Origin of the sequence: Streptococcus sp. ST16 (assembly GCF_046098135.1) — a bacterium.
In the GTDB taxonomy this organism is placed as follows: Bacteria; Bacillota; Bacilli; order Lactobacillales; family Streptococcaceae; genus Streptococcus.
In genome coordinates, this window is the sequence record NZ_JBJUSE010000004.1 from 169491 (window position 1) to 192989 (window position 23499).

Consider the following 23499-nt stretch of genomic DNA (forward strand, 5'->3'; position numbering starts at 1 on the left):
TTTTATAATAAAAAGCGAGCAAGCTCGCTTTTAGTCTATTTTACTAAAGTTTAGCATGAGTGAACTGGTTAAAACAGATACAGAACTAAAGGCCATGGCAAGACCAGCCAGCTCTGGATTGAGAACGAGACCAATTCCTGAAAAGACTCCTGCTGCAATCGGAATTCCGATAACATTGTAGATAAAAGCCCAGAAGAGGTTGAGAAGAATACGATTGAAGGTTCTTTTGCTCATATCAAAGGCACGAACAACTCCTGTCAAATCATTGTGAGTAAGAACAATCCCTGCTGACTCAATGGCGATATCGGTTCCAGCTCCCATAGCAATCCCCACATCTGCTACACTGAGAGCAGGAGCGTCATTGATACCATCACCAACAAAGGCTACTTTCCCAGCCTGTTGCAGTTGATGGATTTCATGAGCTTTTTCTTCTGGCAAGACACCAGCAATAACCTCCTCAATGCCGATCTGATCTGCAATGGCACGCGCGACACCTGCATTATCTCCTGTCAGCATAACTGTTCGGAGACCACGTTTTTTCAACTGGCTGATGGCGAGCTTGGCATTTTCTTTGGGAATATCTTGCAGGGCAAGCAAGCCTTTAATTTCATTGTCAACAGCCAAGTACACAACTGTCTTAGCTTCTTTTTCCAGTTCTTCAAGTTTCTCCTGATAAGCACTCGAAATATCCATTCCATCTAGCATTTTAGCATTTCCAAGCAAGACTTGTTTCCCATTGATTTGCCCTGAAACACCTTTTCCGTGTAGGGCTTGGAAATTTTCTACAGGTTGAAGCTCAAGTCCTGCTTCACTCGCCCGTTTCACAATAGCTTGAGCCAATGGGTGTTGAGAGGCTTCTTCTAAAGAGGCAGCTAAGCCAAGCACTTCTGTCTCGTCACCGATGATATCGGTGACTACTGGTTTTCCTTCCGTCAAAGTTCCTGTCTTATCAAAGACGAGAGTTTTGACTTTCTGGATTTCCTGTAAGACGGTTCCATTCTTGAGGAGAACACCCATTTTGGCACTACGACCAGTCCCCACCATGAGGGCTGTTGGTGTTGCAAGTCCCAAGGCACAAGGGCAGGCGATAATCAAAACTGCCACCCCATAAAGAAGAGAGGCCACAAAGCTAGCCCCAAGCAAGACAAACCAAATCCAAAAAGTTAAAATCGCTAAAATGACAACTGCTGGGACAAAAATCCCTGAAATCTTATCTGTCAAATCCTGAATCGGTGCGCGGCTGGTTTGGGCTTTCTTCACAAAGTCCACAATCTGTGCCAAAACAGTCTCTGAACCAACTTTTTCTGCCCTAAAAACAAGCGTTCCACTATTATTGATGGTGGAGCCAATGACGGTATCTCCAACTGTTTTGTCTACCGGCAGGCTCTCACCTGTCACCATGGATTCGTCAATACTGGACACACCTTCGACTACAACACCATCAACCGCAATCTTTTCACCGGGACGCACTCGAATCAGATCACCTACCTTGACTTGCTCCAAGGGGACTTGAACATAGCGGTCATCACGCAAGACTTCTGCTGTTTTAGCTTGCAAGTCCAGTAGTTTCTCCACAGCTTGGGAAGTATTTTTCCGCATTTTTTCCTCAAAAACGGCTCCCAAAAGAACAAAGAAGAGGATAAATCCAGCACTTTCAAAGTAGACAGGAAGCCCAGCAAAGAGGGCTACTAGACTATAAAGATAGGCCACTAGAGTTCCCAGTGCCACCAAGGTATCCATGTTGGCATTGTGTTTTTTAAAGCTGGCCCAAGCACTCTGAATATAAGGACCACCGGCCACTAGCATGATAGGTGTTGTAGCTAAAAAGGTACCCCAATGCATGACTGGATGACTAATAGTCCCTGTCAACATCCCAATCATGAGAATCACAAGAGGCACAGTAAAGATACTAGTAATCCAAAAACGTTGCAAAAGTGACAAAGATTTTCGCGTCTTCTCAACTACGGTATAGCTTCCTTTTTGCATCTTCATGCCACATGAAAATTCATGTTGGCCTAATTCTTGAGGTGTAAAACGAATTGTCTTCTCCTCGTCCACGCCGATTGGTTCCAAGATGCCTTCTTCTTCAAAAAGAATTTCCTTATAACAGTTTGAAGGGGTGGCACGATGAAAGGTAATCTCAGCGGGAATCCCTTTTTGAAGCTGAATATGGGCAGGATGATAGCCTTTTTCAGCTGTGATACGGATTTTTTGAATGCCATTTTCTAAGTTTGCTTTCACAATTTCAGTCATAGTCTCCTCCTACTCTACAATCATCTTGCCGTGCATCATGTTCATACCACATGCAAAGCCAAACTCTCCAGCCTGTTCAGGTGTGATTTCCACTACATATTGTTCCCCCATAGGCAAGTCCGCATGCACTCCAAAGTCTGGAAAGACGATCTGATCTAGACAGGGTGAAGGGTCCTTGCGGTCAAAGACAATACGGGCTGGCACTGATTTTTTAAGAATAATCAACTCAGGCGTATAGCCCCCCATGACTTCCACTCGGATCTCTTGGTAGCCCTTTTTTTGCTGGGCCTTCTGTCCAGATTTTTCAGGCTTTTTGAAAAACCAAAACAAGATAAACGCGATAAGGGCAATACAAATAATGGTTACAATACTATTTAACATGACGTCTCCTTTACATACAATTACATTTGACTTCAGCAACTGCGCTAGCTTTTTTCTCTGAAATCACAGCTTCCAAATCTTCCAAGTCAGCTAGAGTAAAATCACATTCAGCAATCAAATCAGCCAACAAGTTCTTAATCCTACGAGAACAAACCTTGTCTTTGATATCTTGGATAAGCAAGTTTCGACTTTGATCCAGAGTTAAAAGACCTGAATAAACAAAGGATTTGCCCTCTTTTCTTCTAGTCAAACACTCTTTCTCAACTAAACGAGCCAAAAGTGTCTGAACCGTGGACTTGGACCAGTCAAACCGCTCCGCCAGAACCCTGATCAAATCTGTACTAGTCTGTTCACCTTGCATCCAAATAATCTTCATAACCTGCCATTCTGCATCTGAAATCTGCATCAGCACACCTCCAAAATCTACATTTGTCAATTACATTTATTAGTATACTCCAAAAATCTACATTTGTCAATTATAAATTTTCTTATTTCTTCGAAAAATAGAATTTTAATGATGTAACGAGAGATTTACAGTCAAATTTTACTATATAAACTATAAAAATATGCTATACTGAAGAAAAAAAGAAAACAACCACTAGGGGTGCGTAAAGCTGAGATTAACAACTGTTAGATCCCTTTGACTCAATCTAGGTAATGCTAGCTGATGGAAGTGGAAATGATAATGGGGACTAGCTGGTCTTCTATTGCTTTCCTCAAACAGACTAGCTTGTTCTTAAGAATACAAACTTCAGTTGGTTGGGAGGTTTTAGATGACTTATTTACCCGTTGCTTTGACCATTGCAGGGACTGACCCTAGTGGCGGTGCTGGCATTATGGCTGATTTAAAGTCATTCCAAGCTAGAGATGTCTATGGAATGGCCGTTGTGACCAGCCTTGTCGCTCAAAATACCAGAGGCGTTCAATTAATCGAACACGTCTCCAACCAAATGCTGGAAGCTCAATTGGATAGTGTCTTTTCGGATATCAAGCCTCAGGCTGTGAAAACAGGGATGTTGGCAACTACTGAGATCATGGAGATCATCCAACCCTATCTTAAAAAGCTTGACTGTCCCTATGTGCTGGATCCTGTTATGGTCGCTACGAGTGGGGACACCCTGATTGATTCTAGTGCCAGAGACTACCTAAAAACAAATCTGCTTCCCCATGCAACCATCATCACTCCGAATCTTCCTGAGGCAGAAGAGATTGTTGGTTTTTCGATTCATGATCCAGAAGACATGCAGCGTGCTGGTCGCCTGATTATAAAAGAATTTGGTCCTCAGTCCGTTGTTATCAAAGGTGGCCATCTTGAAGGTGGTGCCAAGGATTTCCTTTTTACCAAGGATGAACAATTTGTCTGGGAAAGTCCAAGAATTCAAACTTGTCACACCCATGGTACTGGATGTACCTTTGCTGCTGTGATTACGGCTGAACTAGCCAAGGGCAGAAGTCTTTACCAGGCAGTTGATAAGGCCAAGGCCTTTATCACAAAAGCCATCCAAGACGCTCCTCAACTCGGTCATGGTTCTGGACCAGTCAACCATACAACTTTTAAAGATTAAGAAAAAACTCTCTAGTTCCCGCAATAAGGAAATTAGAGAGTTTTTGATTAGGAAACAATGTCATCTAGCTTTGTTAAAAAGGCTTGTGTTTTTGCCTCAATATCTTCTGCCTGCATCAAATCACGTACGACAGCTACTCCAGCTATACCCGTGCCAATAAGTTGGTCAATATTCTCTGACGTCAGGCCTCCGATAGCAACTACTGGAATGGCGACCGTTTGGCAAATTGTTTTCAAGGTTGAAATCAGGGTGATGGGTGCATTTTCTTTGGTCGTAGTCGGGAAAATGGCTCCTGTTCCCAAGTAATCCGCACCCGATGTTTCTGCTTCGAGGGCTCTTTTAACTGTTTTAGCAGTGACACCGAGGATTTTTTCAGGACCTAGGACTTTGCGGGCAACCGAAACTGGTAGTTCATCGTCTCCGATATGTAGACCTGCTGCATCAACGGCAAGACAGACATCCAACCGATCATCAATAATCAAAGGTACCTGATAGGCATCTGTTATTTCCTTAACTTGTTTTGCCAGTTGATAGTATTGATTGGTAGTGAGATTTTTTTCTCGTAGTTGGATTATGGTAACACCTGAACGGCAGGCGGTCTCGACTTTTTCAAGAAATCTTTCCAAGGAATCTTGGTAGCGATTGGTTACCAGATACAGTCTAAGTGATTCTCTATTCATAAAATTCTCCTTTGATGGCATCTAGCCAGTTTTCGTCTCTTTTTAGGAGAGAGAGTTGATTTAGAACTTGGTAACGAAAATTTTCCAATCCCATTCCTTTAACAACGATTCTCTCAGCAGAGATATTGAGATAAGAGACCGCTAGGCAAGAAGCTTCAAAGGCAGTCTTTCCTTGGCTGAGAAAAACGGCTGTCAAGGCTCCAACCAAGTCTCCTGTCCCTGTTATCCAGTCTAATTCGTCACAGCCATTTCCCAATATTGCAACCTGATTCTCCGAAACGATGAGATCCTTGGGGCCAGTGACTAGGAACGACATACCAGGATAGGTCTGACACCAGTCTTTCAAGACTTGAAGCAAATCCTCAGTTTCTTGATCTTTAGCACTCGCATCAACTCCAACTCCGTGGTGTTTTAAGCCAACAAGACTTCGGATTTCTGACATATTTCCTTTAAGGACCGTGGGCTTGTATTCAAAAAGATCTCTGACTAGATCCTTACGAATGGGGGAAGCCGCAACGCCAACCGCATCTACTACCATTGGGAGAGAAGCTTGGTTTGCATAAGTAGCTGCCAGACGGATTGCTTTCTCCTTCTCAGCTGACAAATGCCCCAGATTGATAAAGAGAGCTTGGCTTTGTTTGGTAAAATCAAGAACCTCACGAGGGTCATCTGCCATGACTGGTTTGCATCCCAGAGCCAAAATGCCATTGGCCAGCATCTCACAAGAAATCTCATTGGTAATACAGTGAATCAAGGAACTGGTTGCCAGAGGGAAAGGATTTGTCAATTTCTGCATCATTCTATCCTTTCTCCAAAGAAATATCCCTGCACTTTTTTAAAGAATTCCTGCTTGATCAAAAATCGAAAGGCGAGGAAAGCTATGGCTGTACCGATCAAGGTTGCTCCGAAAAATCGAGGGGTGTAGATGAACCAGCTGAGCTTGGCAGCAGATCCCGTAAAGAGAACCATGACAGGATAGGAAACAATAGAACCGATTACCCCTGTTCCCAAGATTTCTCCTAGAGCAGAAAAGTAAAAATTTCGACCGTACTTATAAAAGAGACCTGCAAGGAGGGCTCCAAAAGTAGCTCCTGTGAGGGCCAAGGGCGGAATGCCTTGAGTAGACATACGGATGAAGGCTGTGACAGTAGCCATGACCAAGGCATAAATAGGTCCCATCAAGATCCCTGCAAGAATGTTGACTACACTGGACATCGGTGCCATCCCTTCAATTCGAAAGATGGGTGTAAGAACTACGTCAAGGGCAATCATCATGGATAAAATAGTTAATTTGTGAACTTGAAGTTGGTGGTTTCTCATTTTCTATTTCTTCTCTTTTTCTAAGGACTGCAAATCACTCGTCCATGTTTGATGTTGGTAAGCCATCTCCCAAAACTTAGCTTCCATGTGGACACTTCGATGGAAGGCCTCTAGCATTTTTTGTTTGTCCGTCTCTTCGCTTTCTCGATAGAGCTGATTGACCAGCCCTTCTTCCTCTTTAATCTGCTGTTCTAATTCATCGGTGATATAGGTTTCAATCCACTGTTGATAAAGAGGATTCGGTGATGGTTTGCGATTAAGTGCCTTGCCCAAATCATGGTATAACCAAGGACATGGGAGCAAACTAGCAAAAGCAATGCCCAGGTTTGGCTCTGCAAATTGCCGATAAATATGAGAAATGTAATGATAACAGGTTGGAGCGATTGGATGTTGCTCCATTTCCTGGTCGCTGATTCCCAATTCCTTGAAAAATTGTTGGCGGATAAATAACTCACCCTCCACTAGACTCTGGGCATTTTGTTTCAAGAGTCTTTTCATCTTTTCGTTTGAAGTCTTATCAGCCAAGAGGTGATAGGCTTCTGAAAAAGACTTCAGATAATAAGCATCTTGAATTAGGTAATAGCGGAAAATAGAAGGTTCTAACGTTCCCTCTTGTAACTGTAAAACAAAGGGATGCTGAAAGGAGGCCTGCCAAGCTTCCTTGGATAGTTCCATCGCAATATCTGTAAATTCCATAATAACTCCTTTATAAAAATAGACTGGTTTGAAGTAATAAAAAGAAAAGTAGGTAGATCAATTTTGTCCTCTGCGAAATATAAAAAGTCCGATAGCTATTCTTCATCTGTGCATGTTCGTCATATCCGTGCGCAGATAGAGCTCTCAAGTAAAGATGGCGCCACCTAAAGACTGTCATCAGAACCTTACTGTAAATCAAGGGCGACCAAACATGCAGTTTCTGACCACGCAGTAAGCACGCTTCCTTGAGAGACTTGATTTCCTGCTGAATGAGGGGAAAGGCATTGAATACCACAATCAAGGCATAGGCCCAAGAACGCGATAGTCCCTTTTGAGCCAAGTATAAGAGAAGCTCTTTTAGGGAAATACTGGAAACAAAGACAAGACCGATACAAACCGTCACAAAAGCTCTCGTCCCAAGTATCACTGCCTGCGAAGCATCCCCATGTAACTGTACTGCCCAATAGTTGGCCAAAGATGGTAAAATGGCGAGCAAGAGCATCCAAGCCAACATTTTAAATCGACGATAATAGAGCATAAAGAGGATGCAAAATGCGACTACCGAAAGATTCAGAGCAATCGAAGGAATGAAGGATGTTTCCAAGGATAAAATTAGAAAGAAGAGGCTGATAACTGGTGTCTTGGTTGCTACTTTGATCATACTACCTCACCTCCCCTAGAGTATCAATGTTCAGAGATGAGAGAGGTTTGCTGATGGTCACGTCTTGGAGATGACTGAGCCCCTCACTAGTCATCTCAATCCAATAATCAACCACAGAGATCAAGGGATCTAAACGATGGCTAATGATCAGAAAACTTATTCCTTGATTTCTCTCCTCCACAATCCACTGACAAAAATAATGGCAAGCTCTATCATCCAAACCTGCAAAAGGTTCATCCAGCAAGATTACAGAAGCCTTGCTGGTCAAGATGGTCAAGAGCTGAAGAATCTTTTGCTGGCCACCACTTAATTGGTAGGGACTCTTATCAAGAGCCTGCTCCAGATCAAAATATTGTAAAGCTTGGAAAATTCGCTGATTTCTTTCAGAGTCTGGACTATCTAATTGCAGTTCCTCTCTCAGACTGACTCGGATAAACTGCTTCTCAGCTTCCTGAACAACACCGGTCAGATCACGATACAAACCCTTTTTCTTTTTGAGAACCGATCCCTTCCAAGTAATGAGCCCTTTATACTTTTGAAATTGAAGAATAGACCGAAAGAGGGTTGATTTCCCGACACCATTATCACCCAAAATACAGGAAATTCCTTGGTAGATAGTAAAATCCGCAAACGAAAAGAGGGGGCGATTACCCAGCTCACAAGTCGTTCTGTCCATATGGAATAGTTTTGGACAAGAAGCAACTTCCTTTGAAGGGACCTGTGTCATCTCAGAGCAAGGGATTTGAAACACCTCCCTTAACTGGCCGTCTCTTAGCTCCACCATATGGTCGATATAGGCTTCATAATCTGATAAATCATGGTCACACAGGATGACTGCCTTCCCATTAGAGGCCAACTCTTTTAGAATCTCCAATATCTCGATTCTGCTCTTGCGGTCAATGGAAGCAAAGGGCTCATCCAAGAGATAGACCCTAGGATTCATAGCAAAGAGAACAGCCAAAGCAGCCTTTTGCTTTTCCCCACCTGACAAGTGATGGATGGGACGGTTCAAGATTGACTCGCAGTGACATTGCTGGACCACCTCTGCTATTTTAGAATCAATTTTCTGAACGGGATGGCCGATATTCTCCAAGGTAAAAATCAGCTCCTCAAACAAGTTCTCCATGGTAAATTGATGATTGGGATTTTGAAAGAGAATGCCAACCGTCTGGACACGTTTCACAATAGAAAGCTGACTGACCTCACTCCCATCTATCAGGACTTGACCACTATAGGGGAGAGAACTGACTTGTGCAATGACTTGAAAGAGGCTGGATTTTCCTGAACCACTGCTCCCAACTAACAAGGTAAAGGCTTGCTCATGAAAAGTAAAATCAATCGGTTCCGAAAAGATTGGGGATTGAATCCCTCTTAATTCCAGGCCCATCTATGCCTTTCCTCCAGCTGCAAACTGATGGTAGAGTTTTACAATGGCACGAACCAAGATGGTACAGAAGAAAAAGACGGAAATAAAACGCACCACCAGCAAAGAAAGGACAAAAGGAAGGGAGAAGGCATAGTAACCTAATTTAATGTATTCATAGACAAAGCTAAAAAGGGTAATCCCAATACTATTAGCAGTTAGAGAGAGCCAACTTTCATAACGATTCTTGGTCACAAGAAAGCCAAATTCACTTCCCAAACCTTGAACCAAACCGGACAAAAGAGCACCTAGACCGAATTGGCTACCATAAAGAACTTCAGCAAGCGCAGCTAGCACTTCTCCAATCGTTGCACTTCCGACTCTTGGAACAAAGATAGCTGCAATGGGCGCAGCCATACACCAGAGTCCAAAGAGGATTTCATTGGCAAAAGCCTGCAAGCCAAGGGGGGCCAAGATCAGAGTGAGGATATCAAACAGATAGCCTGAACCCACAAAAACGCCACCAAAAAAGATAGACAAGAAAGCAAGTAAAATAACATCTTTTAACTGCCATTTTTTCAACATAAAAAACTCCTTTTTTAAAGAAAAGTGGGGTATTTGCAGAGAGTTACCAAAAGGATTGCCATCAAGTCTATCCTCTTTTGATAAACAAAAAAAACTCCAATTACAAACGAGAATTAGAGTTTACCTTACAAGATTAGACAGTTCTTTTCGACATACGAAAAAAACCTTTTCACATTTCCCTTCGCCAGTATTAACTGTATCAGGTTCAATGGGTATCATCTCAGCCTAAAGCACCCCAAATGTCTTTATTATTTTATTACTGGATCAGTATAACAGAAATTGAAAGCCCTAGCAAGATATTTGACTGGAAAATATATTTATATAGTTTCTGATAACGATTTAATCTTTCTATACACGAAGAAAAGCCTCCACATCAAATGGAGACTTTCTACTTTATCAATACAACTTCAAATCACGTGAATCAACTGGGAAGGATGGATTGTATGGATTGTGACGGAGTTTGAAGTGTTTGACATCCTCAATAGTCTGAGTTCCAGATAATTGCATGACTGTCTTCAATTCTGCATTCAAGTGCTCAAAGACTTGACGCACACCAACACTACCACCGAGAGCCAAACCATAGATCACAGGGCGGCCAATAGCCACCAAGTCTGCTCCTGAAGCCAAGGCTTTAAAGACGTGCTGACCGCGACGAACACCAGAGTCAAAGACAATTGGCACACGGTTATCAACTGCTTCAGCGACTTCTTGAAGCGAGTCAAAGGATGCTGGTCCACCGTCGATTTGGCGGCCACCGTGGTTGGTTACCCAGATACCAGAAGCACCTGCGGCAAGAGAGCGTTCAACGTCCTCACGGCATTGTGGCCCCTTGACATACACAGGAAGTCCTGAGTATGTAGCGATAAATTCGACATCGCGTGGAGACAAGCGTTGTTTAGCTGACTTGTAAACAAAGTCCATTGATTTTCCAGCACCTTCTGGTAAGTATTCCTCAACAATCGGCATACCAACGGGGAAGACAAAACCATTGCGCTTGTCGACCTCACGATTGCCCCCTACAGTTGCATCCGCCGTCAAGACAATCGCTTTGTAGCCTTCAGCCTTCACACGGTCCATGATATGGCGGTTGATACCGTCATCCTTACTAAAGTAAAATTGGAACCAATGAGGTGTTCCTTGAAGGGCTTCCGTAATTTCTGGAAGATCTACAGTAGAGTAAGAGCTAGTTGTGTAAAGAGAACCAAATTCATGCACACCACGCGCAGTAGCTACTTCCCCCTGCTCATTTGCCAATTTATGAGCCGCAACAGGCGCCATAATAATTGGTGAAGATAATTTCTCACCTGCAAATTCAATCTCTGTACTTGGATTTTCAACATCACAAAGCGTATGCGGAACAATAAGTTTGTGGTTAAAGGCACGGATGTTCTCGCGTAAAGTGAAAGTATCCTCTGCTCCACTAGCGATATAACCGAAGGCTGCTTTAGGAATGACTTGTTGCGCCATTGGCTCCAAATCATATGTATTGATGAAATCTACAGGTCCTTCTGCATTGCTTGTTTTATATGACATAAAGTGTCCTCCTTATTAAGTAAGCGTTTACTTTTTTCTTACATAAATATCTTAACCCTTTTTCAGATTCCTTTCAAAAATTTTGTCTGGAAATTTCAAACCGATTATCTGAATATGCCGCCAAAAAAGAGAGGACTCTCATTCTACCATTATCCTATATTCTTCTTTACCTTTAGGGAGCTTTATTTTATTGCCCACATATAAAAAATCAGATAATCCTAGTGACTACCTGATTTTCTACTTTTAAGCGTTTTGCCAATTTTCTTGGTCTTCTTTAAAGCGTTTTAGGAGAGCGAGTCCTTCTGGCGTAATGTAACCTTCTTCTTGGGCTAGGTGGATTAGTTCACTGTAGTTAGAAAGCGTCACAAGTTTGACACCAGCATCCGCAAAATTCTTATCTGCTTTTGGCAATTGATAGCTGAAAATCGCTACGACACCAAGAACATCGGCTCCTTCACGTTTAGCGGCTGCTACGGCTTCAAGAACTGAACCACCCGTTGAAATGAGGTCTTCAACAACGACCATCTTTTGACCTTGAGCTACACGGCCTTCGATTTGATTACCAGCTCCGTGGTCTTTTGGTTTGCTGCGGATGTAGGCAAAAGGCAAGTTCATCTTGTCAGCGATAATAGCTCCGTGAGGAATCCCTGCTGTCGCAGTTCCTGCAATCACTTCTACTTCTGGAAATTCTGCTTTAATAGCTTCCACAAAACCATTTTCAATTAGGGTACGAGTCTCTGGATAGGCTAGCGTCACACGGTTATCAGTGTAAATCGGTGACTTGATACCAGATGCCCAAGTGAAAGGCTCTTCTGGTTTAAGGTAAACTGCCTGAATTTTCAAGAGGTGGCTAGCAATATCTTTAGCAAGTGTCATGGTATTCTCCTTTTATTTTTCTAATCTATTTCTTTAATTCCAGTCCTGTGTCCATTCATCCTTGATGGCATGATAAGCTGCAACAGGATCTTCAGCTTGGGTAATCGGACGTCCCACTACGATATAGTCACTACCGATTTGATAGGCATCAGCAGGTGTCATCACGCGTTTTTGGTCTCCAACCGCAGCTCCCGCTGGACGAATTCCCGGTGTCAGACAGATAAAATTTGGATTGGTGGTCTGCTTGATGACTTGCACTTCCTGAGCTGAGCAAACGACACCATCCAAACCCGCTTCAGCTGTCTTCTTAGCATAGTGTAGCACAGACTCTTGCAGGCTGGTTTGGATATTTTGAAAATCCTGCATCTGGGCTTCTGATGTTGATGTGAGCTGAGTGACAGCAATCAATTTGGCTTGTGTCCCAAGACCTTCACGCGCAGCCTTCATCATCTCCACACCACCAGCAGCATGAACATTGGTCATGTCTACACCAAGCTGAGATAAGACCTTCATAGCCGATTTAACTGTATTGGGAATGTCATGTAGCTTGAGGTCCAGAAAGACACTATGCCCCAGTGACTTCAAATAACGGACAACTTCTGGACCTTCCGCATAATAAAGCTCCATCCCTACTTTTAGGTAAAGACTTTCTTCTGCTGGGAAAAGAGATAAAAATTCCTTGACCGCCTCAAAACTAGGAAAATCAAGAGCAATAACTGGACGATGTTCACGCATACCTTTCTCCTTTTACCTTTGCGAGCAAGAGAGTACGGTCAAAAATAAACCACGAAAAAAGGAACCTGCCAACAGCAAGGTTCCACGAAAAATGGGTAGTCTCCACCCTTTCACCGTCTAACCTTAGCTGCCTCTCTGGACTGCTTTAAAGGTTTTTTTCTATTCTATTATTTATAGTAGGACTTGTCAAGCAAAAACTTGAAACTGGACTTCTATACCATTCAAAAATCAAGAGAAAAAGTTAGTCTAACGACTCTGTGACTGCTGGCTCGTTTGACTTTGATTTCCCTGTTCTTCTTGTTTTTTCTTTTCTTCTTCCTGTTTTTTCTTCTCAGCTTCCTTAGCCTCTTGTTTGGCTTTTTCTTCTGCTTCTTCTATTAGCTTATCCGCTATGGTATAGCTGTATGCTCCAGCCTCCATATCGACTACACTCGGTTCTGTCAATTGGGGCTTGATTTTGCTGTAATAAGGCAATTTCTTGCTCAATTCTGACAAGGGAACCAAAACCTCATCTGTGTCCAGCATAGTAATTTTTAAAAGATCTGCTGTTGCCTTGCTTGGCGCTAATTCGATTTTCTGGATTTGACTCTTGATATCCTCACTGATGGTAGATAATCCTGTGATCAGTTCCTTCACCTGTTGCTCATCATTAAAGGTAACTGTCAGATAAGTCTCAGGCAAGTTTAAGCGATTTACAGGAGTTGACTCAACCGCACCACTAGAAAGAATTGGATAATACTCTTCACCAGACACATAATAACCGACAATATCAAACTCCTTAACCTCAATCGTAAAGTTAGTCGGAAATTGATAGTTAATCTTCGCTGATTCTATCCAATGGTTGGACTTGATTCGCTCAGCGTATGTTTCCTTATCCAACAATAGAGCTAAAGTATAGTCACTATCTTGAATTCCAGAAGCCTGTTTGATGTCATCCGCCTGCGTGTTACTATTTCCCTTAACCTCGATATTTTTGATGGTCGAAAGTGGAGTCAACAGATAGACTGAAAAAAGGAGGACTAGGACACTGGGTACCAAGATACTCACAGCTCGCCAAATATGAACAGGCGCAATTTTAGGTTTGGCTGGTTTCTCTGGTTTTTCTTTTTTCTTCTTTTCTTTTTCTTCTTTGACTTTAGGATCATCTTTTTTAGATTTTTCTTCTTTTTCGGATGATTCTTCGTCTGGAACAGTTTCGTTCTGGTCGGAATCACTTGATGACTTCTTACTTTCCTCTAACGACTTAGAGTTTTTCCCAATTCGAGCTTGTTTTTCCTTTTCCTTCTCCTCAGCTAGGGCAGCTTCTTCCTCAGCCTTTTTTTTCAGGTATTCCTGGTTTCGTTTCTGCCATTCAGACAATTCTTGCTTCTGGTTTGATTCTTTTTTCTTATCCTTTGACATTGATATTCCTTATGATAGGTCTTTTCTTAGTAGATCGTAAAAATCTGCAAGAGATTTCAATTCAGTCGAAGCTTTCATGCTAGCTTGGTACTGATCCTTGTGACTAAGCAAGTGACTGAGTTTCGCCTCCAAGCTTTCCAAGGTCAAGTCGCTTTCTTGAAGTTCTTCTGCATAGCCTTTCTTAACAAAGTAAGCTGCATTTTCAATCTGGTCTCCTCGACTTGCTTCACGACCCAATGGTACTATGAGATGGAGTTTCGCCATGGCCAAGAGCTCAAAAATCGTATTGGCACCGCCACGCGTTACCACCACATCTGCCATCTCCATCAAGGGTTGATAGAGATCGGTCACATAATCAACACGAAAGAGATTTTGACTCAACTCATTGAGGTTTGAATCTCCAGTTAAATTGATAATATTGTAGCGCTCTGTCAACTCTTTTTTATGGTCTGTCACTAATTGGTTAAATACACGAGCTCCTGCAGAACCTCCGACAAATAATACGGTTGGCAATTTAAGATCAAAGTGGGTTTGGATATCCACCAATTCATCTGGTTCTGAAGTTTTTTGATCTGAAACCTTTGTTACTGCTCCCACATGCTCGACTTTTGCGAGACCAGAAGCCTGCTCAAATGTTGAATACATCTTAGTCGCAAATTTATAGGCAATTTTATTGGCCAAGCCCATAGACAGGTCCGATTCGTGAATAAAGACAGGTACCCCTGACACACGCGCTGCGATAACCGGTGGCACAGACACAAATCCTCCCTTAGAAAAAAGAGCCTGTGGACGCAGTCGTAACATGATAAAGAGGGATTGGACAATTCCCCAACCAACTTTGAAGACATCCAGCATATTTTGCCAAGAAAAATAGCGACGCAACTTCCCAGTCGCAATAGAATGGAAAGTAACATCCAAACCTGACTTGAGGATTTCTTGGTGTTCGATTCCGTGTTTATCACCAATGTAGTGAACTTCCCAGCCGTCTTCGATGAACTTAGGCATTAACAAAAGGTTGAGGGTGACATGTCCAACCGTCCCCCCGCCTGTAAAGACAATTTTTTTCATATTATTCCTTTAACTCCGCTACTGTGTCGATAAAGAGGTCTCCACGTACTTCAAAGTTAGCATACATATCCCAGCTAGCATTTGCAGGACTGAGAAGGACTACATCTCCTTGAGTCGCAAGCTCATAGGCCTTGCAGGTCGCATCAGCAATATCTGTCGCATCTACATAAGTCACACCAGCCTTCTCTGCCGCCCGTTTGACACGTTCTGCAGACTGACCGAGGATGACCATCTTCTTGAGCCCAGTAATATCTGGCACCAATTCGTCAAACTCATTGCCACGGTCCAAACCACCTGCAATTAAGATGACCTTACTATTGTCAAATCCTGACAAGGCTTTTTGAGTCGCTAAGATATTGGTTGACTTGCTATCGTTATAGAATTTTACACCCTTTATTTCATCCACAAATTGGAGACGGTGTTTAACACCACCAAAGGATGAAAGAGTTTCCTTGATGGTTTGGTTATCCACACCACGGAGCTTGGCTACTGCAATGGTCGCAAGGGCATTTTCTACATTGTGGCTACCTGGAACACCGATTTCATCAGCTGTCATGACCACTTCCCCACGGAAGTAGAGTTGACCATTTTCCAAATAGGCCCCATCAACCTTTTCCTTTGTTGAAAATGGAACAACAGTGGCTTGTGTTTTGGTAGCCAATTCTTTTGCCAAGTCTTGGTTAAAGTTCAAAACAAGAAAATCAACTGCTGTCATCTTGTTCTGGATATTCCACTTAGCTGCCACATAGGCCTCAAAAGAACCATGGTAGTCGATATGAGTGGGCATGAGGTTGGTAATAACCGCAATCTCAGGATGAAATTCTTGAACACCCATCAGTTGGAAAGAAGAAAGTTCCATGACAAGCGTGTCCTTGGCTGTTGCAGTTTGAGCCACTTGACTAGCAGGATAGCCGATGTTCCCTGACAAGAGGCCATGTTGACCGGTAGCAGTCAAAACTTCCCCAATCATAGTCGTTGTGGTTGTTTTCCCATTTGAACCAGTGATACCGATAATTGGCGCTTCCGAGATCAAGTAAGCCAACTCCACCTCAGTCAAGACTGGAATTCCCTTTGCCAATGCCTTTTCAATCATGGGATTGCTATACGGGATACCTGGATTTTTCACCATCAGAGCGAAATCTTCATCCAACAATTCCAAAGGATGCCCACCAGTGACAACCTTGATTCCCTCTTCTAGCAAACTTTGCGCAGCAGGATTTTCCTCAAAAGGCTTGCCGTCATTTACTGTCACAATGGCACCTAGCTTGTCCAACAAACGGGCTGCAGACTCACCAGACTTAGCCAAACCTAAAACAAGTACTTTCTTATTTTTAAATTGATCGATTACTTTCATGTCTCAAACTCCATTTCTACTCCTACTATTTTACCATTTTTATGGAAATAATACTAAGCGAAAATGCTCTAGTCCTCATTCTGACATTGAAAAAGAGAGCCGAAGCTCTCTTTCTATTTATCTTCTTTTGCTCTTTTTTTCAGACATGAGCGTAATGTCTCTCAAGCTAAGGTAGGCGAGGACCAGCATGGCGATTGTGACAAAGAATTCTGTCGGTAATTGGAAGATTTGCAAGATGGACAACATCAGCAAAATCAAGAGTGCAACAACTACAAAGACCAAGATAACGATGTTGACTGTTCCTTTGATACTTTGAGGTGTCGCAAATACATAGAGTAGTAATAAGAGTATCCCTATGATTAAATAGACCATCTTTATCTCTTTCTAGCTCTTATTCAGCTGATTTTTTCTTTTTGTTGGCTTTCTCGCGCTCTGCCTTGTTGAGGATTTGCTTACGCAAACGGATAGACTCAGGCGTTACTTCCATGTACTCATCGTCATTCAAGAACTCAAGAGACTCTTCAAGGGTCAAGATACGAGGTGTCTTGATAACCGCTGTTTGGTCCTTAGTAGCAGAACGAACGTTGGTCATTTGTTTGGCCTTGGTGATATTAACTGTCAAGTCATTTTCACGAGAATTTTCACCGATGATCATTCCTTCATAAACCTCAGTACCTGGGTTGACAAAGATCGTACCACGTTCTTCGATAGACATGATTGAGTAGGTTGTTGCCTTACCAGCATCGATGGAAACAAGGGCACCACGGTGACGTCCACCAATTTCACCCGGAATCAATGGCAAGTATTGGTCGAAGGTATGGTTCATGATACCGTAACCACGAGTCATTGACAAGAACTCAGTTGAGTATCCGATCAAACCACGCGCTGGAACAAGGAAGACCAAACGAGTTTGACCATTACCAGTTGAAATCATATCCAACATTTCACCCTTACGTTCAGAAAGGCTTTGGATAACAGATCCTTGGTATTCTTCTGGAGTATCGATTTGAACACGTTCAAATGGCTCACATTTTACGCCGTCAATCTCTTTTACAATAACCTCCGGACGAGATACTTGAAGTTCATAACCTTCACGGCGCATGGTTTCGATCAGGATTGACAAGTGCAATTCTCCACGTCCTGAAACAGTCCATTTATCTGGTGAATCCGTTGGGTCAACACGAAGGGAAACGTCTGTTTGCAATTCTGCTTGCAAGCGTTCTTCTACCTTACGAGAAGTTACCCATTTCCCTTCACGACCTGCAAATGGTGAATTATTTACCAAGAAGGTCATTTGGAGGGTTGGTTCATCGATATGTAGGATTGGAAGAGGTTCAATGGCATCCGTCGGAGTAATAGTTTCACCAACAAAGATATCTTCCATACCGGATACGGCAATCAAGTCACCTGCTTTGGCTTCTTGGATTTCACGACGTTCCAAACCAAAGAAACCGAAGAGTTTTGTTACACGGAAGTTCTTCGTTGTGCCATCTAGTTTAGAAAGGGTAACTTGGTCCCCAACTTTCACACTACCACGGAAAATACGTCCGATACCGATACGACCTACGAAGTCGTTGTAGTCCAAAAGTGACACTTGGAACTGCAAAGGCTCATCTGAGTTGTCTACTGGGGCTGGGATATGATCGATGATGGTGTCAAAGATTGGCGCCATTGTTTTTTCTTGGTCAGCTGGATCATCTGACAAGGAAGATGTTCCGTTGATAGCTGAAGCATAAACAACTGGGAAATCAAGCTGGTCATCATCTGCGCCAAGCTCGATGAAGAGTTCCAAGACTTCGTCCACTACTTCTGCTGGGCGAGCTGATGGTTTATCGATTTTGTTGACAACCACGATTGGGACAAGGTCTTGTTCCAAGGCTTTTTTCAATACGAAACGAGTTTGTGGCATGGTTCCTTCGTAGGCATCTACGACCAAGACAACACCGTCAACCATTTTCATGATACGCTCAACTTCTCCACCGAAGTCCGCGTGTCCTGGTGTGTCCATGATATTGATACGAGTTCCGTTGTAGGCAACGGCTGTATTTTTAGCAAGGATGGTAATTCCACGCTCTTTTTCGATATCGTTTGAGTCCATAGCGCGCTCTGCCAATTCAGTACGTGCATCAAGCGTTTCTGATTGTTTCAATAATTCATCAACGAGGGTTGTTTTCCCGTGGTCAACGTGGGCAATAATGGCTACGTTACGGATATCTTCTCTTAATTTTGTCATGATTTCCTCTATAATATTTAAAATTTATTTTCTAACTGAGCAATTATACCATATTTTCAAGTAAATAACATAATTCAAGTAAGTGTAAATGTTTTCACTCTGCTTTTCTAGTCAAGACAACTCTTTTCAAAGTCAGAGACTTATGATAAGATAAGCTGGTATGCGTTTAGATAGATTATTAGCCCAAGAAAAAATCAATCGCAAGGCTATGAAACAGGCACTTTTGAAAAAAGAAATCCTAGTGGACGATTGTCCAGCCAGCTCCCTCGCTCAAAATGTCGACACTGGATTACAGAAATTAGTCTTTCAAGGACGGCAGATTCAAGGATACGAGCACACCTACCTCATACTTCATAAGCCAAACGGAGTCGTTACAGCTAGCAAGGATAAGAAACTTCCAACCGTCATGGACCTCCTTCCACCTGACATCCAGTCTGACCAGCTCTATGCTGTCGGCAGATTAGACCGCGATACAACGGGGCTACTCCTTTTGACAGACAATGGACCTCTTGGCTTCCAACTCCTTCATCCCCAGTACCATGTCGATAAATCCTATCAAGTGGTGGTAAATGGACTGCTCACACCAGACCATATCCGGTCATTCAAAGAGGGGATTGTCTTTTTAGATGGGACCACTTGTAAACCTGCAAAACTAGATATTCTATCCGCAGGTCCAACAGAGAGCCATGCCTCCATCACCATCTCAGAAGGAAAATTTCATCAGGTTAAAAAAATGTTCCTCTCAGTTGGTGTCAAGGTGACTGCCTTAAAAAGAGTCCAGTTCGGTGATTTTACGTTAGATTCAGAACTTGCAGAAGGGCAATACCGATTCTTAAACCAAGAAGAATTAGAGATGATTAAAAAATACTTAGAAAAAAGTGGATAAAACAAAAAAGCTTTATGTTTAAAGCTTTTTTTGTTTTTTTACTTATCTAAAAACTATTGCCATGGCTGCAATCCAGTTAAGGACAGAAACTACAAGTCCTACGATATTGAGAATTTTTTCTGTTTTATAGTCCAGTCCAGATTCTTTTTGGTATGAAAAAGCCAAGACCAATCCTATGATCCCCAAAATCAGACCTACTATTGGAGATAGCAAACCAAGGACGATAGATAAGATACCTAAAATAAGTGAAGATTTTTTCTTTTGTTGTGAATTCATATTACAAAATCTTCTTAAATTTAATATAAATGATGATACCATAAAATGCTAGCTTTATCTATCATTCGACAGTTTTTAATAAAATATTAGCTAGTCTTGACCTTCCCGTTCCAAGAATCCAACCCATAAGAAAGGATATAAATCTCAGAGAAACCTTGCTTTTTCAGATAGAGGGCTGCATTGGTCACTCGTTGTCCGCGTTGGTTTTCATAGAGAAGGACAGGTTTATCCTTGCGAAGGGCTGCAAGGCTTGACTTCAACTGATTTGAAGGAATATTGCGCGCTCCGAGGATATGTTTTCTGTGAAATTCTGCTGGTTCACGGACATCAATCAATTGCCCTTTCCGAATCAAGGCTTCAAATTCTGCATTATCCACAATCTTAGCAGCACGACGAATACGAAGGTAGTTATAACCCATCCATGCCGCCATCGCCAATACGATTCCCCAAACAATCCAAATTGTCATAAGTTCTTATCTCCATTTTTCTCTATGTAGTCTAATTCTATCTTGTGCTCCCTGCGGAGAACAGCTTCCGCTTCTAGGTAATCTAGCTTGTCCATGAGACCTGCATCATAGATCCGAGAGAGTTCGAGCTTCATCAGTTCAATATCATACAAGCGCTTCCCCATGTAAACAATAATGCCAAATTGTTTGAGAAATTGCTGCACATCATAGAATGTTTTCATAGCTTTCATTTTAGCAGATTCTAGACTTTTTTTCAATACTGGACCGGCTCTTCCCCCCTATTTTCTTCGTCTTCATTGCCCATTCTTCCGCAAGTGTGGTACAATAAAAACATGAGAATTCAACAACTACACTATATTATCAAAATCGTCGAAACTGGCTCTATGAATGAGGCAGCCAAGCAACTCTTTATCACCCAACCCAGTCTCTCTAATGCTGTTCGAGACTTGGAAAATGAAATGGGTATTGAAATCTTTATTCGCAATCCAAAGGGCATTACCTTGACCCGTGATGGGATGGAGTTTCTCTCCTATGCCCGTCAGGTTGTCGAGCAAACCCAGCTTCTAGAGGAACGCTATAAAAATCCTGTCGCCCACCGCGAACTCTTTAGCGTTTCGTCTCAACATTATGCCTTTGTAGTCAATGCCTTTGTATCTCTGCTCAAGAAAAGTGATATGGAAAAATATGAGCTTTTCCTTCGTGAAACTCGGACTTGGGAGATTATTGACGACGTTAAGAACTTCCGTAGTGAGGTCGGCGTCCTCTTCTTAAACAGCTACAACCGTGATGTTTTAACGAAAATGCTGGATGACAACCACCTGCTAGCCCACCATCTCTTCACAGCCCAGCCCCATATCTTTGTCAGCAAGACCAACCCTCTGGCTAAAAAAGACAAGGTCAAACTGGCTGATTTGGAAGACTTCCCTTATCTGAGTTATGACCAGGGGACGCACAACTCCTTCTACTTCTCTGAAGAGATTCTCTCTCAGGAGTACCACAAAAAATCTATCGTTGTCAGTGACCGTGCCACCCTCTTTAATCTCTTGATTGGTTTGGACGGTTACACGATTGCAACAGGGATTTTGAACAGCAACCTTAACGGAGACAATATCGTTTCCATTCCACTGGACATTGACGACCCGATTCAACTAGTCTATATCCAGCATGAAAAAACCAGCCTGTCTAAGATGGGCGAACGCTTTATCGAATACTTAGTAGAAGAAGTTCAATTCGATAATTAATAGGAAAAAGAAAAAGTTAGGAAATAGAAAGTGAAAAAGATACTACTGACTAGTGCTTTAATCCTTTCAATCGCAGGATTGGCACCCGCATCCGTCTCAGGAGAAGAAAACACAACTCAATCCACATCTGCTGTCAAGGAATCAATTGCCAAAGAAGAAAAGAAAGAGTCGAGTGTTGAGGAAAACTCTAAATCAGAGGTGCTTCCGAAAATAGATGTGCAAGAAAACAAGCCCCCAAAAGAAGGGTGGTACCAAGAAAATCACCACTGGCGTTTTTACCAAGATGATAAACCTGCTTTGAACTGGAAACAAATCCAAGGCAAATGGTACTACTTCGATCAAGATGGTAATCGTCTTCATTCTACTATCTACAAAGGCTATGCCTTTGACCAAGATGGGGTTATGGTAGAAAATAGCTGGACCAATTTGGACAACCAATGGTATTATGCTGATCCCTCTGGGCGACTTGCTCTGAACACTTGGAAAAAAATCAATGGTTCTTGGTACTATTTTGATCAAACTGGAAGTATGCTCAGCAACACTGCCGTTGACGGCTATCTGCTCACAAAAAGCGGAGCTATGGCAGAAAAGGGCTGGACTAAATTAGACCAAAATTGGTATTATGTCACACCATCTAGCAGAATCTCGCAAGACAAGTGGGAGAAAATCAACGGTTCTTGGTACTACTTTGATAAAAACGGCGTGATGCTCAGCCAGACAACAATTGGTGCCTACCTGCTTGACAGTAGCGGAGCCATGGCAGAAAACTCTTGGGTGAGAATCAATGAAAATTGGTATTACGCTAATGCATATGGGAAATATAGCCAAGACAAATGGGAGAAAATCAATGGTTCTTGGTATGCTTTTGAACAAAATGGAGTCATGCTTTCCAATAAATGGAAAGGAAGCTACTACCTCAAAGCCAGTGGAGCCATGGCGGAAAAAGAGTGGATCTTTGATAAATCCTACAATAGCTGGTTCTATCTAAAAGCGGATGGCCGTTATGCAAATCAGGAGTGGATTGGGGCATACTACCTCAAGTCTGGCGGTTATATGGCCAAGAATGAGTGGATTTACGACGACTATTACAAGGCTCGTTACTATCTGGACGATAGTGGACATTATGTTTCAGGAACTTACAAGATAGACGGCAAGGAACACTTGTTCCAAAAATACGGCCAATGGATTTCTGAAGTTTCAACTGAAGGTGGATTTACAAAAGGTCAATACAGCAATACTATCTTTCTAGATCCTGGGCATGGTGGTCAAGATTCAGGTGCCTTTTACTACAATGTAGCTGAAAAAGATCTCAACATGCAGATTTACCGTAAGCTTCGTACTAAGTTAGAAGAACTAGGATACAAGGTCCTCACTTCTCGTGATAGTGATATTGACGTTGATTTTGTTACCGAACGTTCTCGTATGGTTAATAAGACCAACTCTGATATTTTTATCAGTATTCACTTCAACGCTACTGGTAATACCTACTCAAAAGCGAGCGGTATTCAAACCTACTCCTATAGAGATGAACCTGATTATCCAAGTAAGATTAATCAATACTGGCACAATCACCCTGATCGTATGAGTGAAAGCAAACGCCTCGCCGCTGCCATCCACTCCTCTCTTCTAGCAGAAACAGGAGCTAAGGATGCTGGTCTGTTGGAGAGCAGCTTTGCTGTCCTACGCGAAACAGCCAAACCAGCGGTTCTCCTAGAGCTTGGTTATATGGATAATTTCACCGAAAACCAACAAATCAGAGATAGCCAATACCAAGATAAACTGGTCGCAGGCATCGTAAAGGGGATCCAAAAATATTACGCTGGTCAGTAAAAAAAGTCTCGAGAAATCTGTACTGACCCCAAAAAGTTAGACAAATAATTTAAGTGAAGGATTTAGTTCTGTATTGCACAGGACTAAGTCCTTTT

At 42.4% G+C, this 23499-nt stretch carries 25 protein-coding genes and 2 riboswitches; of the genes, 4 read left to right on the plus strand and 21 right to left on the minus strand.

Annotation, left to right across the window (positions count from 1 at the left end; all coding sequences use genetic code 11):
• Positions 1-30: 30 nt before the first annotated feature.
• From ACIY14_RS04595 to ACIY14_RS04605, 3 genes are read right to left on the minus strand one after another with little or no spacing between them, the layout of a single operon-like run.
• On the minus strand, positions 31-2253 hold the full coding sequence (locus tag ACIY14_RS04595) for a heavy metal translocating P-type ATPase (protein ID WP_409001700.1): 2223 nt from the start codon (positions 2251-2253) through the stop codon (positions 31-33).
• Positions 2254-2262: 9 nt separating this feature from the next.
• Entirely contained in the window at positions 2263-2634 is a 372-nt protein-coding gene (locus ACIY14_RS04600) for a cupredoxin domain-containing protein (protein ID WP_409001701.1), read from the minus strand.
• A 10-nt stretch (positions 2635-2644) separates the two neighbouring features.
• Positions 2645-3040 (minus strand): CopY/TcrY family copper transport repressor, encoded by a 396-nt coding sequence (locus tag ACIY14_RS04605; RefSeq protein ID WP_409001702.1) that lies wholly within the window; start codon positions 3038-3040, stop codon positions 2645-2647.
• 184 nt (positions 3041-3224) lie between these two features.
• A riboswitch (TPP riboswitch) is annotated at positions 3225-3323 on the plus strand.
• An 84-nt stretch (positions 3324-3407) separates the two neighbouring features.
• Here ACIY14_RS04605 and thiD point away from each other — a divergent pair.
• Entirely contained in the window at positions 3408-4199 is a 792-nt protein-coding gene (thiD, locus tag ACIY14_RS04610) for a bifunctional hydroxymethylpyrimidine kinase/phosphomethylpyrimidine kinase (protein ID WP_409001703.1), read from the plus strand.
• Positions 4200-4246: 47 nt separating this feature from the next.
• On the opposite strand, the gene thiE is transcribed toward thiD, so the two are convergent.
• The 15 genes from thiE to typA form a co-directional block, all read right to left on the minus strand.
• Positions 4247-4879: a thiamine phosphate synthase gene (gene thiE / locus ACIY14_RS04615; protein ID WP_409001704.1), complete on the minus strand. Its 633-nt coding sequence runs from the start codon at positions 4877-4879 to the stop codon at positions 4247-4249.
• Positions 4872-5675 carry a hydroxyethylthiazole kinase gene (locus ACIY14_RS04620; RefSeq protein ID WP_409001705.1) on the minus strand — a complete coding sequence of 268 codons (804 nt, stop codon included), beginning with the start codon at positions 5673-5675 and terminating at the stop codon, positions 4872-4874. The genes thiE and ACIY14_RS04620 overlap by 8 nt, the downstream gene beginning before the upstream one ends.
• The gene (thiW, locus tag ACIY14_RS04625) at positions 5675-6199 is read right to left on the minus strand and encodes an energy coupling factor transporter S component ThiW (protein ID WP_409001706.1); all 525 of its coding nucleotides are present in this window, start codon (positions 6197-6199) and stop codon (positions 5675-5677) included. The genes ACIY14_RS04620 and thiW overlap by 1 nt, the downstream gene beginning before the upstream one ends.
• 3 nt (positions 6200-6202) lie before the next feature.
• Positions 6203-6895, minus strand: coding sequence for a thiaminase II (gene tenA / locus ACIY14_RS04630; protein WP_409001707.1), 693 nt, complete (start codon positions 6893-6895; stop codon positions 6203-6205).
• 10 nt (positions 6896-6905) lie between these two features.
• A complete protein-coding gene (locus tag ACIY14_RS04635; protein WP_409001708.1) occupies positions 6906-7556 on the minus strand; it encodes an energy-coupling factor transporter transmembrane component T in 651 nt (216 codons plus the stop codon).
• Position 7557: 1 nt separating this feature from the next.
• On the minus strand, positions 7558-8943 hold the full coding sequence (locus tag ACIY14_RS04640; RefSeq protein ID WP_409001709.1) for an ATP-binding cassette domain-containing protein: 1386 nt from the start codon (positions 8941-8943) through the stop codon (positions 7558-7560).
• Positions 8944-9504 (minus strand): ECF transporter S component, encoded by a 561-nt coding sequence (locus ACIY14_RS04645; protein WP_000915272.1) that lies wholly within the window; start codon positions 9502-9504, stop codon positions 8944-8946.
• Between the two features lie 159 nt (positions 9505-9663).
• A riboswitch (TPP riboswitch) is annotated at positions 9664-9752 on the minus strand.
• Between the two features lie 148 nt (positions 9753-9900).
• Complete coding sequence (gene lctO, locus ACIY14_RS04650) at positions 9901-11037, minus strand: L-lactate oxidase (protein WP_409001710.1); 1137 nt, start codon at positions 11035-11037, stop codon at positions 9901-9903.
• Positions 11038-11280: 243 nt separating this feature from the next.
• Positions 11281-11913 (minus strand): orotate phosphoribosyltransferase, encoded by a 633-nt coding sequence (pyrE, locus tag ACIY14_RS04655; RefSeq protein ID WP_000170906.1) that lies wholly within the window; start codon positions 11911-11913, stop codon positions 11281-11283.
• Positions 11914-11946: 33 nt separating this feature from the next.
• Positions 11947-12648, minus strand: a complete 702-nt coding sequence (gene pyrF, locus ACIY14_RS04660) for an orotidine-5'-phosphate decarboxylase (RefSeq protein ID WP_409001711.1) — start codon at positions 12646-12648, stop codon at positions 11947-11949.
• 246 nt (positions 12649-12894) lie between these two features.
• Positions 12895-14049 (minus strand): cell division protein FtsQ/DivIB, encoded by a 1155-nt coding sequence (locus tag ACIY14_RS04665; RefSeq protein ID WP_409001712.1) that lies wholly within the window; start codon positions 14047-14049, stop codon positions 12895-12897.
• Positions 14050-14058: 9 nt separating this feature from the next.
• Entirely contained in the window at positions 14059-15117 is a 1059-nt protein-coding gene (locus ACIY14_RS04670) for a UDP-N-acetylglucosamine--N-acetylmuramyl-(pentapeptide) pyrophosphoryl-undecaprenol N-acetylglucosamine transferase (RefSeq protein WP_409001713.1), read from the minus strand.
• 1 nt (position 15118) lies between these two features.
• Positions 15119-16471, minus strand: coding sequence for a UDP-N-acetylmuramoyl-L-alanine--D-glutamate ligase (murD, locus tag ACIY14_RS04675; protein ID WP_409001714.1), 1353 nt, complete (start codon positions 16469-16471; stop codon positions 15119-15121).
• A gap of 117 nt (positions 16472-16588) precedes the next feature.
• Positions 16589-16843, minus strand: coding sequence for a DUF3165 family protein (locus tag ACIY14_RS04680; protein ID WP_409001715.1), 255 nt, complete (start codon positions 16841-16843; stop codon positions 16589-16591).
• Positions 16844-16862: 19 nt separating this feature from the next.
• Entirely contained in the window at positions 16863-18704 is a 1842-nt protein-coding gene (typA, locus tag ACIY14_RS04685) for a translational GTPase TypA (RefSeq protein WP_084910823.1), read from the minus strand.
• 160 nt (positions 18705-18864) lie between these two features.
• Between typA and ACIY14_RS04690 the strand changes: the two genes are divergently transcribed.
• Positions 18865-19590 (plus strand): 16S rRNA pseudouridine(516) synthase, encoded by a 726-nt coding sequence (locus tag ACIY14_RS04690; RefSeq protein ID WP_409001716.1) that lies wholly within the window; start codon positions 18865-18867, stop codon positions 19588-19590.
• 42 nt (positions 19591-19632) lie between these two features.
• Here ACIY14_RS04690 and ACIY14_RS04695 read toward each other — a convergent pair whose 3' ends face one another.
• From ACIY14_RS04695 to ACIY14_RS04705, 3 genes are all read right to left on the minus strand, one after another.
• Positions 19633-19866: a DUF4190 domain-containing protein gene (locus ACIY14_RS04695; protein WP_409001717.1), complete on the minus strand. Its 234-nt coding sequence runs from the start codon at positions 19864-19866 to the stop codon at positions 19633-19635.
• An 86-nt stretch (positions 19867-19952) separates the two neighbouring features.
• On the minus strand, positions 19953-20333 hold the full coding sequence (locus ACIY14_RS04700; RefSeq protein ID WP_000158121.1) for a rhodanese-like domain-containing protein: 381 nt from the start codon (positions 20331-20333) through the stop codon (positions 19953-19955).
• On the minus strand, positions 20330-20563 hold the full coding sequence (locus tag ACIY14_RS04705) for a YqgQ family protein (RefSeq protein ID WP_000646473.1): 234 nt from the start codon (positions 20561-20563) through the stop codon (positions 20330-20332). The genes ACIY14_RS04700 and ACIY14_RS04705 overlap by 4 nt, the downstream gene beginning before the upstream one ends.
• A 102-nt stretch (positions 20564-20665) precedes the next feature.
• Here ACIY14_RS04705 and ACIY14_RS04710 point away from each other — a divergent pair, with 102 nt between their 5' ends.
• Both ACIY14_RS04710 and ACIY14_RS04715 read left to right on the plus strand, forming a co-directional pair.
• Entirely contained in the window at positions 20666-21574 is a 909-nt protein-coding gene (locus ACIY14_RS04710; RefSeq protein ID WP_409001718.1) for a LysR family transcriptional regulator, read from the plus strand.
• 30 nt (positions 21575-21604) lie between these two features.
• Positions 21605-23404: an N-acetylmuramoyl-L-alanine amidase gene (locus ACIY14_RS04715; protein WP_409001719.1), complete on the plus strand. Its 1800-nt coding sequence runs from the start codon at positions 21605-21607 to the stop codon at positions 23402-23404.
• Positions 23405-23499 lie beyond the last annotated feature (95 nt).